Origin of the sequence: Aeoliella sp., from assembly GCF_965227375.1 — a bacterium.
Classification (GTDB): Bacteria; Planctomycetota; Planctomycetia; order Pirellulales; family Lacipirellulaceae; genus Aeoliella.
This window is the reverse complement of the sequence record NZ_CBDDFX010000002.1, coordinates 2,595,555-2,610,479: the sequence shown is the minus strand read 5'-3', so window position 1 is coordinate 2,610,479 and position 14,925 is coordinate 2,595,555. Positions and strand designations below refer to the sequence as shown.

Below are 14,925 nucleotides of genomic sequence, written 5' to 3'. Positions count from 1 at the left end.
GGACAAGGCGTTCAAACAACTTCCTCCTAGTGTTCCATTTATGCTAAACGCTTAGCGAATTCGACACCAATTAAAGATCGCTTGTTTCGTGCCTTGTTTTGCGTCAGATGGTGGCGAATTGCCCCATATTTCAGGTCCAATAACAGAATGCGCCTAACGCGACTTCTCACCATCCTGTTCTGCATCGCGCCCTCGATATTGATTGCGGGCGAGCGTCGTCTGCTGGACGAAGGATGGTTGTTCAAACGTGGCGATACGCCGGGAGCGCAGAAGCCAGCATTCGACGATACCCAGTGGCGTCGCGTTGACCTGCCACACGATTGGAGCACCGAAGCTCCACCCGTAGCAGCCGCCCCGTCGCAAGGTGGCGGGGGATTCCACCAGACGGGGATCGGCTGGTATCACCTGCCGTTCGCCATTGAGGAAGAGTCGCCCGGCGAACGGTTCCGCTTGGAGTTCGAAGGCGTGTATCAGAATGCTGAGGTGTGGCTCAACGGGCAGCGACTCGGCGGGCACGATTACGGCTACACTCCATTCTCGTTCGACATCACACCGCACCTGAAGCACGGCGCCCAAGCGGACAACACCATCGCCGTGCGGGTGGACAATTCCGAACAGCCTAACAGTCGTTGGTACAGTGGATCGGGAATCTACCGACATGTTTGGCTCCGCCGTCTCGCCCCCGTGCATATCCTGCCAGAAAGCGTGTGGACCGAGGCCTCGCCACGAGGACCGGTTGGCAAGTTCACACTCCACTACACGGTTGTCAATACAACCGATGCTGATCGCACGGTTTATGTCGAGGAAGCGTTCGCCGATGTGGCGCCGCAGACTGATCATCCTAATCTGCGTCGAGTCGAAGTCGGCGCTGGTGAGAGCATCGAGGTGGAACGCCAGGTGAGCCTGGATTCAGCCGAACCGTGGTCGCCCGACTCGCCCACGCTTCATCAACTACAGTTGCGTGTGTTTGCGACCGAGGACGCCAACGGCACGCAGATCGACAAGGTCGACCATGCGTTTGGCCTGCGAACAGTGACCATCGACGCGGAGCGAGGTTTGCTGCTCAACGGCCGCTCCATCGAGATGTTTGGCGGCAACGTGCACCACGACCACGGTCCACTCGGAGCGGCGTCGTACGACATGGCCGAAGACCGCAGGGCGCGGTTGCTGAAAGCGGCGGGCTTCAACGCGGTGCGCACCGCTCACAATCCACCCAGCGAGGCATTCCTCGACGCGTGTGATCGACATGGATTGCTAGTGATCGATGAGTTCTTCGATGGTTGGGTGAAGTCGAAGGTCCGGCGCGACTACGGGCCGCGATTCCAACCGATGTGGAAGGAGAACCTCACGGCCACGATGGTTCGCGATCGCCGCCATCCGTGCGTCGTGATGTGGAGTATCGGCAACGAAGTGTTCGAACGCGGTGAGGAAAGCGGGCCACAACTGGCGCAGGAGCTTGCCGCCAGCGTCCGCCAGATCGATTCGTCCCGCCCGGTGACCATCGGACTCAACCGAGTTGGCGAGGGCAAGTGGAAACCCCTCGATCCAATGTTCGATCCGGTGGACGTGGCGGGATACAACTATCAGTCGATCAGCTACGAGCCCGACCACAAACGAATGCCGCAGCGAGTAATGTTTGCTAGCGAGTCCTACCCTCACGATGCCTTTGAGAGTTTCCAAGCGGTACAGTCGCATCCCTATGTCATTGGCGATTTCGTATGGTCGGCCATCGACTACTTGGGCGAAGCAGCCATCGGGCGGGTGTTTGCTCCAGGGGAGGAGCCACGCAAGGCTTGGGAGGGCGATCACTTTCCGTGGCGCGCTGCGTTGTGTGGAGATATCGACCTGGTGGGGCGTCGCAAGCCAATCTCCCATTATCGAAACATCGTGTGGGACCGTGGCGAGAAGTTGTACCTGGCCGTTGAAGAGCCAACTCCCGATGGCGGTCAATGGCAACTCACGCCGTGGTCGATCTTGCCCTGTCAGGCGAGTTGGACTTGGCCGGTTCCCGAAGGAACACCTCTGAAGGTTCACGCCTACAGCCGCTATCCCGGAGTGCGGCTCTCGCTTAATGGTCGGGTCGTGGCCGAGGCGCCGACGGGCGAGGGCCAGGAGTTCCACACGGTGTTTGATGTGCCCTACGAACCCGGGCAGTTGGTACTGGAGGGCTTGCAGGAGGGGCGAGTCGCGCAGCAGGTGGAACTTGCCACTGCCGAAGCAGCTACGCGTATCGAGCTGGCGCCGGAACAGGACACGATAACTGCGGACCGTCAGAGCATCGCGTTTGTCAATGTGCGTGTCACGGACAGCCGAGGGATGACCCACCCGACCGAAGAGCGCCTAATCGCTTTCTCCGTTGCTGGGCCTGCGGAGATCATCGCTGTAGGAAACGCTGATCCAACGAGCCGGTTGGCGTATACGGATCTGGAATGGCCGACGCACCAAGGCCGGGCGCTGGTTGTCCTAAGGAGCACCGGACAAGGGGGAACGGCCACGCTTTCGGCGGACTGCGATAGTCTGCCTGAATGCCAGATCGAACTGAATTTCAAGCCGAAGTAAGGAAGCCAGATATGTCGATGCCGAAGTCCACCGTAGTCGCCACACTGAGCGCCCTGTGTGTTTGCACCGCATGCACGGCGCAGCGGTTCGATCTCAGCGCTGCGACGGGTCGCTCCGATGCCGAGACGCTCGGCTGGCAGGAGTGGGAGATTGGTTCAGAAGCAGCAGCCATCCAAACCTTCGAGGATGGCAGTCTGGAAATTCGCGCCAAAGAGGGAACGCTGGAAGGCTTTTTGCACAAGCCGGCGCTTGCCACTGGCGCAAGCGTCGCAGCCGATGGCGTTACTTGCGAGTCCGGAGCGATCGAGATCGTGCTGTCCAATCTCTCTCCTGGCAAACATCGCCTCGCAACGTACCACAATTTGCCCAAAGGGGATGCCGCTGAGATGACGTTGAGTCACGGTGAGAAATCCGAGCGGGTCACTCCAAGCACCGCGGTTGAGCAAGATCACCAGATGGCGTCGGCGTACATCGAGTTCGAAGTTGGCGAGGGCCCTGTGACGCTGCGCTTGGAGAGTGCGAGCGGTGGTCCAGTAGTGCTTAACGCGCTGGAACTCGATGCGACAGATCCGCGGTCGAGGGCCCGCGCCCCCACCCCGGCGAACTACGACTGGCATGTGGATGGCGACAACGGCCAGGTAGAGCTGGCATGGGAGCCAGTGCCCGGAGCGAAGGAATACCGAGTCTACTTGGCGAGTAATCCGGATCCAGCGTCGGCAGAAAAACAGTGCGGATCGGCGGAACCAGTGGCCACGACCGCTGAACCACGAATCGAAGTTCCGATCGACCAAAACGATAGCCTGAATTGCTACTGCTGGAGGGTCGACACCGTGGATGCTGACGGCTCGGTCACGCCTGGTGAGTTGTGGTCCTTCCGCGTTCGCCACCTCGCCTTTCCTGGTGCGGAAGGTTACGGCCGTTTTGCACGTGGTGGGCGCGGTGGGCGAGTGATCAAAGTCACCAACCTCAACGACAGCGGCCCTGGCAGTTTGAGGGCGGCGGTCGAAGCCGAGGGGCCCCGTACAGTGGTGTTCGACGTTTCGGGCCGCATCGTGCTCAAGGATCGGCTCATCATGCGTAATAGCGAACTTACCATCGCTGGCCAAACCGCACCCGGGATGGGTATCTGCGTAAGCAACTACAACCTGGGAGGGCTAGGTGCCGACGACTTGGTGATTCGTTACCTACGAGTCCGTCCCGGCGATACTGCGGGCAGGACGCTCGACGGTATGGGGCTGGCGAGTTGCGATCATTCTATCGTCGATCATTGCTCGATTAGCTGGACGCAGGATGAGTCGTTCAGTTCCCGCGGGGCGTTGAATATCACGCTGCAGCGTACGCTCATCTCCGAAGCCCTTAACATAGCGGGCCACAAGAAGTATGGAGAAGGAAAAGCCCATGGTTTCGCGGCCAGCATCGGCGGCGACATTGGCAGCTTCCACCACAATCTGCTCGCCCATTGCGCGGGGCGCAACTGGAGCCTTGCCGGTGGTGTTAATCAGGCGACTCGGCATCGCGGCGTGTTGGATATCCGCAACAATGTTGTCTACAACTGGGACTACCGCACTACCGACGGCGGCGCGCGGCTTGTGCAGTTCGTCAACAACTACTACAAACCTGGGCCCGCGACGCGCGTATTTCATGTGCTGAAGCCCGAACGCGACTTCATCGAGGCCTTCGGCCCGCAGGACTACTACGCGGCGGGTAACGTGATGGAGGGACATTACGACAACCAACAAGGCTACACGGGCATCGTCGAGCCGCGCGGCGAGCCGCTGTCGAGCTTCATGCACGACGAGCCGTTCTTTCCCCCCTACGTACAAACGCAGACCGCTCAAGAAGCGTACGAAAGTGTGGTCGGCGACGTAGGTTGTAACTTTCCGAAACTCGACGAGCACGACCAACGAGTGCTGCGCGAGACACGCGAGGGGAAGACCACTTACGAAGGCAGCATCAGCGGCAAGCCCGGCCTTCCCGACTCGCAAGAGGATGTGGGTGGATGGGATGACTACCCGGAGGTGACTCGACCAGCCGCTTGGGACACCGACAACGATGGCATGCCCAACGATTGGGAGACCGCCCAAGGGTTAGACCCCGACGACCCAGGGGATCGGAATGCCGACGCCGATAGCGATGGGTACACGAACCTCGAGGAGTACTTGAATCAACTCGTGGAGTAGGTCGCAACCCAGCACCAAGTCACTTGGCAGGGCCCCGATTGGGCCCCGTTTTCGGACAACCGGCCCCTAACCGCGTGGCACGCGCCCGCTCTGCCGGTAACCTAGAGGTTTGCCTACACGGTCCGTGCCCAATCCTGTTTTCAAAGCCGCAACCATGCCCCAGTCCAACACCAATAGCGCACCGATTGGCGTGATAGGCTTGGGACTGTTGGGGTCGGCGTTGTGCGATCGTTTGCTAGGCCAGCACTGGCAGGTTCGATGCTTCAACCGTACCAAGGAGAAAGCGCAGCCGCTGATCGATCGGGGTGCGGTGTGGTCTGACAATCCGTTGGAGGAGTGCCAGCGAATCGTCGTGTGTCTCTACAATTCTGCCGCCGTCCGCGAGTGCCTGGAGAGGTTCACAAGCGGTTTTAAGCAAGGGCAGTTGGTGGTCGACGCCACGACCGGTGGCCCCGACGACGCGCAGCAACTGGGCGGTTGGCTTGCAGAATCGGGTGTAGAGTATTTGGAGACGCCCATCGCTGCTTCTAGCGATCAAACTCGCCGCGGACAGGCAGTTGCGTTCGTGGGGGGCAGCCAGAGCACTCTCGAGCAAAACCAAGACCTGTTGCAGGCTCTCACGGCTGCTGCGCACTATGTCGGCGAGTGGGGCGCGGCGGCCAAGTTCAAACTCGTCAACAATTTGATACTCGGCCTCAATCGTGTTGCCTTAGCCGAAGGGCTGGTGCTGGCCAATCGTCTCGGCCTGGATACAGCCAACACACTGGCCGTGCTCAAGCAGTGCAACTCCTATTCGGGAGTCATGGATACCAAGGGGCGGAAGATGGTCGATGGCGACTTTGCCACCCAGGCCCGATTGACGCAGCACGCCAAAGACGTGCGGATCATACTCGAGGAAGCCGCGAAGAGAAATCTGGATTTGCCGTTGTCGAAGACGCACCTGCAGCTTCTCGAACTGGGTGAGTCGATGGGCCTGGGCGATTTGGACAACAGTGCGATTGTGCGTGTGCTGCAAGGTGAGATTCAATCCGTGAGGAGTAAGTAGTGGCTGTTCATCGCAGGCATTTTTTGTTGAGTTCCGCCGCGGCGGTCGCAGCCGGAGCAGCAAGTCGAGGCTGGGCCAACGCGCCGAGTTCCGAGGTACGCGTCGGTTTGGTCGGCTGTGGCGTGCGCGGCAGAGCCTACCACGGAAGAGTGGTAGCCGTGTGCGACCCTGACCAGCAACGTTTGGCCGCAGCGGCCGAAGCGTGTGGCGTGTCGGGCGCTAGCGCAGTGACCGACTTTCGGCGACTTTTGGACGATCCGAACATTGACGCGGTGGTAATCGCCACGCCCGACCATTGGCACGCCCCCGCTGCTATCCTCGCCTGCCAGGCGGGGAAGCATGTGTACGTTGAGAAGCCTTGTAGCCACAATCTGCGCGAGAGCCAGCTGTTGCTCCAGGCGGCGGAGACAAGCGGTGTGGTAGCACAGCACGGCACCCAGCAGCGTTCCCGCGAGTTCACTCGAGATGCAATTCAGCGCCTGCACGAAGGAGTGATCGGCGAGGTGCTGGTTGCCAAAGCTTGGAACATCCAGCGTCGTGGCTCGATTGGTCACCAGAATCCCTCGACACCGCCGGCGACAATTGACTACGACACTTGGGTAGGGCCCGCCGAGTGGATGCCCTACCAAGCAAACCGCCTGCACAGCGATTGGCACTGGTGGTGGAACTTCGGCACTGGCGACATCGGCAACGACGGCGCCCACGAACTCGACTACGCCCGCTGGGGCTTAGGGGTCGACTCGCTGCCCAGTCGCGTCAACGCCACCGGCGGCAAGTACTTCTACGACGATGATCAGCAATTCCCGGACACGGCCACTTGCGTGTTTGAGTACCCAGGCGACAACGGGGCGAAGACCAAGCAGCTCATTTTCGAGATGCGGCTGTGGTCGACCAACTACCCCATGAACTGCGACTCAGGTGTCGAGTTCTATGGAACCGAAGGCCAGATGTTCCTCAGCAAACGGGGAAAACTACAGATACTGGGGGCCAAGAACGAACGGATCGATGCGGTAAAAGTCCCACGTAGTACAGGCTTTGCGCACTTTGATAACTTCCTCGACGCTGTGCGAGGCAACGCCGAACTGGCGGCGCCGTTGATCGAGGCCCACCGTAGCATCGCCCCGGTGCATCTGGCAAACATCGCGTTGAAGACAGGCCGTTCCATCGAGTTCGACCCGAAGGCCGAACAGATCGTTGGTGACAAGGAAGCGGCAGAGTTGCTCGGCCGCAAGTATCGCGACGGAGGGCATTGGGCGACCCCCAACGTTTAGCAGTGGTGCGCATTCTACTATTTGTACTCGTCACGGTGCTCGTTCTGCCGATCCAGAGCCGCGCCGGTGAGTTTTCTACCGAGAACACGTCGGGCGAGGTCCGTATTCTGTTTGACGGCGAGCCGATCGCGAAGTACGCGTACGACGATCCCAAGATCAGTCGCCCGTACTTCGCCAACCTGAGCTCGCCCGATGGAACGCGATTGACCCGTAATCATCCGCCGATCGAAGGCGAAGATCGGATGGATCATCCCGAGTATCATCCCGGGCTATGGCTAGCATTCGGCGACTTGAGTGGTTCCGACAACTGGCGGCTGAAGGCCGCGGTGGTGCACGAGCGATTTCTTGAAGAGCCGCAGCTTGAAGACGGAGTCGTGACAATCCGCGTCGAGAATCGTTACACCGCCGGCGACCAGCAGTCGACCATCTGTCGCGATCGTTCGCGCTACACGCTGCGTCGTACCAAGCACGGCATCTTGCTTACCTGGGATACGACCTTTTCGAGCGACAAGCCGTTCTGGTTTGGCGACCAGGAGGAAATGGGCCTCGGCCTGCGTGTGGCCACTCCGCTGAGAGTAGAGCAGGGAGGGCCCGACCCCGTTCCCGCTGGCACGGGAGAAATAATCGACAACGAGGGGCGCAGAAACGCCGAGCAGATTTGGGGTAAGTCGGCGCGCTGGATTGACTATCGCGGCAAGCTCAAAGGAGAGCCAGCGGGCGTTGCGTTGTTTTGCCATCCCGACAACTTCCGCGCGACGCGAATGCACGCTCGCGATTACGGATTTCTGGCCGCCAATCCATTCGCCCTGGCGGCCTTTGATGCCGGAGAGCCGAGCCGCGTGACCGTTTCGCCCGGTGAGTCGTTGCGGTTGCGGTACGGGGTGCTACTGCATTCGGGCAAGACGCTCTCGTCCGACGAACTCGAAGGCCAGTACCGTGACTACTCAAAGATTTCCGATCCCTAACTCCTGGCTTCGCTTCGAGGTGTCTTCGACATGATGCCAATCGACTGGGCCGTGCTGCCAGTCTATCTCATCGGAATCACGCTGCTCGGGGCGTGGACTGCGCGGCGTGTGAAGTCGTCGAGCGACTTCTTTATGCCACGCCGATTCGGCAAGGCGATGATGATCACGTTCGCCTTCGGCACCGGCACTTCGTCCGATCAGGCGGTGACCGTTGCATCGAAAACCCTGACCAATGGACTTTCGGCCATATGGTGGCAGTGGGTCTGGCTGCCGGCTACGCCGTTCTATTGGGTGATCGCGCCCATTATGCGCCGCTTGCGAGCGGTTACGACGGCCGACGTCTACGAACTGCGCTACAACCGAAGTGTCGCCCTGCTGTACTGCGTATTTGGCGTGGTTGGCATGGCGGTGAAGATCGGGTTGCTGCTCAAGGGCGCGGGTGCCATGGTGGACTCCTGTACCGGTGGAACGATAGATGCCAACTACGCGATCGTGGTGGTCACCGTGCTGTTTCTCGTGTATGGGATGGCTGGCGGGCTTGGTGCTGCCGTGGTGACCGATTTTGTTCAAGGGCTAATGACAATTGCGTTCTCTTTCGCGCTGCTTCCGTTCGTGTTGCAGGCGACCGGTGGGCTCGAGGGAATGCAGGCAACGTTGACCGAACACAACCCCGCTATGCTCTCCCTGGTCCGGCCGGGGAAACTCGGCATGTTCTTTGTAGTGATGTATTCGATCCAGGCGTTGGTGGGCATTGTCGCGCAGCCCTTCATCATGGGCGTATGCGGCGCGGGACGGACCGAGATGGATGGCCGAGTGGGTTTCATGATTGGCAACATCGTGAAACGTATTTGCACCATGGCTTGGAGCGTGACGTCGCTCGCCGCAGTGGCCTGGTACCTCAATAGCGGAGTCGACCTGAGCACGATCGATCCCGACTACCTCTACGGGCACGTCGCCCGTGAGTTCCTGCCCAACATGCTTCCTGGACTACTCGGCATCTTCCTGTCGTGCCTGCTGGCTTCGATCATGAGTTCCTGCGACGCAATCATGATTAGCGCCTCGGCGCTGTTTACCGAGAACTTCTACCGGCACGTGAAACCGAACCGCAGCGACCAGCATTACCTCACGGTAGGCCGCATTGCATCGGTTGGCATCGTCGCCGGAGGAGTCCTCTTCGCCTACTCGGTCGAGGGGGTGGTTGATGCGTTGAACGTGTGGTTCCGCATTGCACCCATGGTAGCCATCGCCTTCTGGATTGGACTTTTCTGGCGTCGAGCCACCGTCGAGGGCGCTTGGGCGGGCACGCTGGCGGCGGTCGTTGCGTGGGCGCTCACCAATGTTAACAGCTTCGTCGATTGGCTCGCACGGTACGAGTGGGCCACCAATTGGGGCATCGTCTTGAGGGAAGGAGATGGGACGGTTTTCTCTGATCCCTGGGTGGTGGTCTTCTATCTCACGAGTGGAGTCGTCGCGTGCGTTGTGGTGAGCTTAGGCACCCGCAATGTGGCGGAAGAGAAGCTAAACCGCTTCTACGATCTGATCTACACGCCAGTGCGCCCGGGTGAAGAAATCACGCAGCCTTGCCATCTTCCCGAAGGAACCCCACCCGCCAAGCGACAGATGCTTTTGGACCGGTGGGGCCTGCAGGTTCCCATTCCCTCGATCACCTCGGTACTGGGAATAGTGTTGGGTTGGGTGATGGTCGTGGCACTCGTGGGAGGATTCAGGCTGATTATCGGCCAGTAGCTCACTACAATATCGCCTACCGGACGACGAACTCATACTCGCCGGACTCAATTGCGAACACTTCCCGACCCGGTTTGCCAGCGAGTTGCTTGACGCCAGGGCTTTGGGCGGCAGGGTGGCCCGACTCGGAAACTTGCTGTCCTTCTTCCACCGGGACAAACACCGTGGCAGTCGTGTTCGCGGGGATCGAAACACTCAGGGTCAGATCCTTGCCACTACGCTCCCACTTCACATGAATGGGCCCGCGCACTGAGTGGTGGGTAGCATCGGCCCACTTGAGATCGCCCACCAGATTGGGGCGAATCACAATCTTCTTGTAGCCGGGATCCGAGGGATCCGGTGCGATGCCTACCAGGTCTTTGTAGAACCACTCGGTAATGTGCCCCAGCATGAAGTGATTGTGCGATGCATGGTGGTTGGCGTCCCAGGCTTCGGTGAGGCTCGTTGCGCCGTGCGCAAGCTGATAGCCGTAGCCGGGGCGATCCGATTGGTTGATCATCGCGTAGATTACATCCGAACGACCACCTTGCGCGAGCGCTTGCAGCAGATAACGAAATCCGACGTCGCCAGCCGTCATCGCGTTGCCGCGTGACTCGACGTCTTCGACCAACGCAGCGAGTGCGGCGTCTCGGTCTTCCTCCGCAGCTAGCCCCATGACCAGGGCGATCGCGTTGGAGCACTGGGAACCGGTCGCGTAGGTGCCATCGTCGTTGCGAAACTCTCTTTGCCACGCGTCGCGGATGGAATCGGCGAGTTCCCGATACCGCTCAGCGTCTTCTGATTTGCCGAGTAGTTCGGCAATCTGGTTCATGACTTCGGCGCTGCGAAAGTAAAATGCTGTGGCGGTCACCGGCGGGGGAGTCAGTTGGGCGTGGCCGGGGCGGTCGGCGGGGCCGAGGTCGTACCAGTCGCCAAGACCCTCTGAGACGATTCCGTCCTCGGCAATCGACTCGAGGTACTCCAGATAGCGCTGCATCACTTTGTAGTATTCGGCGAGCAACTTCCGGTCGCCGGTCGCCTGGTAGTGTTGCCAAGGCGTGAGCACCACCGCGCATCCCCACTCGGCGGCGGCGCGAAACGTGCCTGGGAACTCCACGTATTCCGGCGCGATGTTCGGTACCAGCCCGTTGTCGAGCTGCGAATCGGCCATGTCCTGCATTCCTTTGATGAAAATGCGATGCGCGTCGAATTCGTACCGCACGCCAGGGCCGTTCAGGTGGTACTGCTCTAGCCACCCGAGCTTCTCGCGATGCGGACAGTCGGTCAGCACCGAGACCATATTCGACCGCTGGGCCCACCTCACAAGTGTGCGAATCTCGTTGAGTAGCTCATTAGACGTAGCGAACTCACCCGCCGGCGGGGCGGTGGAGTGCACCACGACGCCTTCGATGTGGTCGAGCTTCGGCAGAGCGCCATCGGACTCGGCCGGTAGGAGGTCCACCTGCAGGAATCGACACCCGGCGTAGAAAAACTTGGGGAACCACTCCTCCGGGCCGTCGGTAGCTTTGGTGTACTGCCAGTAGGCAGGGCCCCGGTTTCCACCGCAAGTGCCGCGATCGATATTGCCCTGTTCATCAAGCACCTCGGCGTGGGTAAGACGCACGGTGCTCCCCTTGGGACCACTAACGGTGATGCGCGGCATGTACGACGTATTCTGGCCGAAATCCAACATGTAGCGCGCATCGCTTTCGCGGGTAACCTCCGTGGCGTCGCGCGATTCTATCGCTTCGATGGATGGTGCCGAGTACGTGTGGCCACGAAGTTTACCTTTTGGTCGCACCAGCGGAACGGATTGAGCCCAGGACGAGTCGTCGAAATCGACTTGGTCCCAGCCTTGTGGCTCGCGGCGCGCATCGTAGTCCTCGCCGCCAAAGATGTCGTTGTAGGTCACCGCGCCAGGGGCGACGCGCCAGGAATCGTCGGTGATCACCTGTTGCTTGGTGCCGTCTTCGTATTCCAGCTCGATTTGAACGTAGGCACGTTGCGGTCCAAAAGTGCCCTGGAATTTGCTAAAGCGATTGCGCCGCTCAGTATGGTACATTCCGTCGCCAAGAACGAGGCCAACGGCATTCTCGCCTTCCTCCAGCAGCGAAGTGACGTCGTGGGTCTCGTACAAACAGGTCCGGTTGTACTTTGTCCAACCTGGCGCCAGGAGGTGCTTGCCCGACTTCCGTCCGTTGAGCGACATCTCGAACTGCCCCAAGCCACACACATGGGCCACGGCCCGCTTCAAGCCCGCCTTTACCGGGAAACTCTTGCGCATCAAGACCGACTCGGTTTGCCACGGCGCAACGATCCACTCGGCACGCCACTCGGCCTCGTCCAAGATGCCCATGGTGAAGGTCGCGACTGGACTCCACTTGGAGGCTTCCCCCTCTACGTTCCAGCTTCGCACCTTCCAGAAGACTTGCTGGCTCGATTGAAGCGGTTTGCCTTCGTATCCGATCAGCAGTGTTTCACTTCCCTGTTGCTTTCCGGAATCCCATAAATCGCCAACGCCATCGGTCAGCAGATTGGGGCTCGTGGCAACGAGGACCTGCCAGGCCGTTTGTCGTGCGCCACGCTCGTTGGACTCGACTTGCCAGGACAAACGCGGCTGACGCGTGTCGACTCCCAGCGGGTCGGTTGCAAACTCACACGTCGGTCCAACGACCTTCAAGGCGCTGGCATCCGTGCCGACCATTGGCAGCGCCAGCAGCAGAGCAAGCGTCACAATTCTCAAGGTGCCATCTCCTGTGTTATCTATCTACCATTCCTGCGAGCGCATAGCGGCCCCTTTGGCCAACATTGCGGGCGAAATCCGTCTTGCCGAGAGCTAGAACACTATGCGCTGTCGGATTGCTTACGCGAAGCGGTGCGTTTACGAAAAGCTTCGACGTCGTCTTTCTTGATGGGCTCCACGCTCACGTGGATTGCGCCACGTCCCACCATAGGCAAATACCGTTTGTCGCCGCGGCACAGCTTGTCGATCATAGCAACCGCTTCGTAGCCGTACTTGTAAGGATCTTGGGCAATGGTGGCGAACACGACCCCTTCCTCGATCGCCGCGAGAGTTTCTTCTGGGGTGTCGAAGGTAATTACTTTGATATCCCCAGCCTTTTCGCGCTGTTTGAGCACCTTGACAACGATCGGGCCCTGCCTGGAGTTCATGGCAACCACGCAAGCCAGATCCGGGTGTTCGTTCAAAGTCTCGTTCAAGAGTTGTTCGCATTTCTCATTGTCGCCGTCATCCGTCAGGAAACCGACGACGTTGAACCGTGGATCGACCGGCGACTCCTCTGGGTTAGGCGACTCGGCGATGCGTGTCTGGAATCCCGCCTTGCGATCTTGCATATTGGACTTGGTGGTGTTGGCCATCAGCACCACGACTTTTCCGCCGTCTGATATTGCCGTCTTCACTAAGGTGCCAGCCATTAGACCCGCACTGAAGTTGCTCGTTCCTACGTACCCATGACGCGTCGATTGAGGGGCGTCGGAGTCGAAGGTGACGACGGGTCTCTGGGCGGCGAGCGTGTTGATCACCGAAAGTTGGCTGGTTTCGTCCAGCGGGCTGACGGCGATGGCGTCCACGTCGGTCGTGCCCAACGCTGATAGCAACTGCATCTGCTCTTCAATGTTCTCTGGCGATTCCGGCATGCGGACATCCAATTCGATTCCGCGTTCCTTGGCTGCTGCCTGCGCACCAGCCACAGCGGATTGCCAATAGTCACCCGAGCCGCCAGTGACGATGGCGATCCTGCTTGGAGGAGGCGCCTGAATGGTCTCCGAAGGAATCGTCTTGCGATATGCCAAGATGGCTACTAGAGCGACTGCGACCACGAGCCAAAAAGGCCATTTATTGATCATCGAAAAGTCTCCGCAGAGGAAGAGTGCACCACCTGACGCTCAGTATAGCCGATTTCCATGCGATCGTCGCCCCGTTCCACGCCCGTTATTGAGCAAGCTGTTGGTTTTCAGGGGAACCAAGGAAGGTACACGATTGCTCGCCAAGAGGTCCCAAATTAGGGAGACTTCCGCTTGTCTTAGTGGCTATCTGGCTGATCATCCCGTTCACCCAGTAGTGCGAAGACATCCCCATCAACATGGTACTGGCGTCCACCGAGACATCGTAGAACGCGATGGCGCGAGATACGGAATCGCTCAGATTCAGTTTGGCGGGGCATGCTGCAAAGAGACTGGTTCAGCTACGAACTGTTGGTCGAAGCCAAGGGGCTGGGGGTGTGATTGGCTGCGGGCTCGATCAACCCCACCTCGGACAACACTTCCAATACCGCTTGGCCGCGATCAGCCGGTAGGGGGTGATACGGTGAGCACAATTCGGAACTGCAAATGCCAAGAGCCGCCAAGGCCGCTTTGACTCCCTGGATGACGGCCACTCCGCGATCTTCGCTTAGCGAGTAAAGTCCACCCAGTATCTCTACTTTCTTTTGAAGTGTTTCCACGCGAGGCGCTGCACCATTTGCAGCGGCATCGAAAAGTTCCGCAAACAACCCCGGATGGACGTTGGCGCCGCCACATACGCCGCCATCGCCGCCCATCGCAACACTCGGTGCCATGAGGTGTTCGGGGCCGGTCATTAGGGTCCAGCTTGGACGGTCCTTTCTGAGATCGAGCAACTGCCGGAAGTACTCCAAATCGCCGGAACTGTCTTTGAGGCCAACAATGTTCGGTTCGTCGAGTAGGCTGGCCACCGTGTCGATCTCGAACTTGGTTTTCGTCAAAGCGGGCATGTCGTAGAGCAGCACCGGCAGGGGCGATTGATCCGCCAATTGCCGCAACCCATCGGCCAGCGACTGCTGACTTGTGGGGAAATAGCAAGGCGGGGCGTACACAACCGCATCGGCTCCTGCTGCCTCAGCGCATCGAGCGGCGTCGATGGATTCGCTCAGCGAGGTATCGGTGATGCCCACGAACACCGGCTTTCGTCCTGCTACGATAGTAGTCACCGAGTCCACTAGTGCACGTCGCAGGCGATAGCTCAGCGAAGGACCTTCGCCTGTAGTGCCGAGAAGAAAGAGCCCGTGCACACCGCTCGCCATCATGCGACTGAGCAGCCGATCGAGCCCTTTTTTGTCGAGTTCGTCATCGACCAGTGGCGTGACAAGCGGAGGCACGACACCTCGCAGCGGTTTGGAGAAAAGTGAATCTGACATGCGTTC

Annotated in this window: 9 protein-coding genes; 6 read left to right on the top strand and 3 right to left on the bottom strand. The window is 59.6% G+C overall.

Features of this window, described 5'->3' with window-relative positions; all coding sequences use genetic code 11:
- The first annotated feature begins 147 nt into the window (after positions 1 to 147).
- The 6 genes from ACQK2L_RS23220 to ACQK2L_RS23195 all read left to right on the top strand — a co-directional run bounded on the left by ACQK2L_RS23220 (position 148) and on the right by ACQK2L_RS23195 (position 9,766).
- On the top strand, positions 148 to 2,559 hold the full coding sequence (locus ACQK2L_RS23220; RefSeq protein WP_425399437.1) for a glycoside hydrolase family 2 TIM barrel-domain containing protein: 2,412 nt from the start codon (positions 148 to 150) through the stop codon (positions 2,557 to 2,559).
- Between the two features lie 11 nt (positions 2,560 to 2,570).
- Entirely contained in the window at positions 2,571 to 4,739 is a 2,169-nt protein-coding gene (locus tag ACQK2L_RS23215; RefSeq protein WP_425399436.1) for a hypothetical protein, read from the top strand.
- A 154-nt stretch (positions 4,740 to 4,893) separates the two neighbouring features.
- The gene (locus ACQK2L_RS23210; RefSeq protein ID WP_425399435.1) at positions 4,894 to 5,784 is read left to right on the top strand and encodes an NAD(P)-dependent oxidoreductase; all 891 of its coding nucleotides are present in this window, start codon (positions 4,894 to 4,896) and stop codon (positions 5,782 to 5,784) included.
- The gene (locus ACQK2L_RS23205) at positions 5,784 to 7,055 is read left to right on the top strand and encodes a Gfo/Idh/MocA family protein (protein WP_425399434.1); all 1,272 of its coding nucleotides are present in this window, start codon (positions 5,784 to 5,786) and stop codon (positions 7,053 to 7,055) included. Before ACQK2L_RS23210 ends, ACQK2L_RS23205 begins: the two co-directional genes overlap by 1 nt.
- Positions 7,056 to 7,060: 5 nt before the next feature.
- Entirely contained in the window at positions 7,061 to 8,020 is a 960-nt protein-coding gene (locus ACQK2L_RS23200) for a DUF6807 family protein (protein ID WP_425399433.1), read from the top strand.
- A gap of 30 nt (positions 8,021 to 8,050) precedes the next feature.
- Positions 8,051 to 9,766: a sodium:solute symporter family protein gene (locus ACQK2L_RS23195; RefSeq protein WP_425399432.1), complete on the top strand. Its 1,716-nt coding sequence runs from the start codon at positions 8,051 to 8,053 to the stop codon at positions 9,764 to 9,766.
- A 16-nt stretch (positions 9,767 to 9,782) separates the two neighbouring features.
- Here ACQK2L_RS23195 and ACQK2L_RS23190 read toward each other — a convergent pair whose 3' ends face one another.
- The 3 genes from ACQK2L_RS23190 to ACQK2L_RS23180 all read right to left on the bottom strand — a co-directional run bounded on the left by ACQK2L_RS23190 (position 9,783) and on the right by ACQK2L_RS23180 (position 14,919).
- A complete protein-coding gene (locus ACQK2L_RS23190) occupies positions 9,783 to 12,479 on the bottom strand; it encodes a glycoside hydrolase family 78 protein (protein ID WP_425401118.1) in 2,697 nt (898 codons plus the stop codon).
- Between the two features lie 110 nt (positions 12,480 to 12,589).
- Positions 12,590 to 13,612, bottom strand: a complete 1,023-nt coding sequence (locus ACQK2L_RS23185) for a substrate-binding domain-containing protein (protein WP_425399431.1) — start codon at positions 13,610 to 13,612, stop codon at positions 12,590 to 12,592.
- Positions 13,613 to 13,950: 338 nt separating this feature from the next.
- Positions 13,951 to 14,919, bottom strand: coding sequence for a dihydrodipicolinate synthase family protein (locus tag ACQK2L_RS23180; protein ID WP_425399430.1), 969 nt, complete (start codon positions 14,917 to 14,919; stop codon positions 13,951 to 13,953).
- Positions 14,920 to 14,925 lie beyond the last annotated feature (6 nt).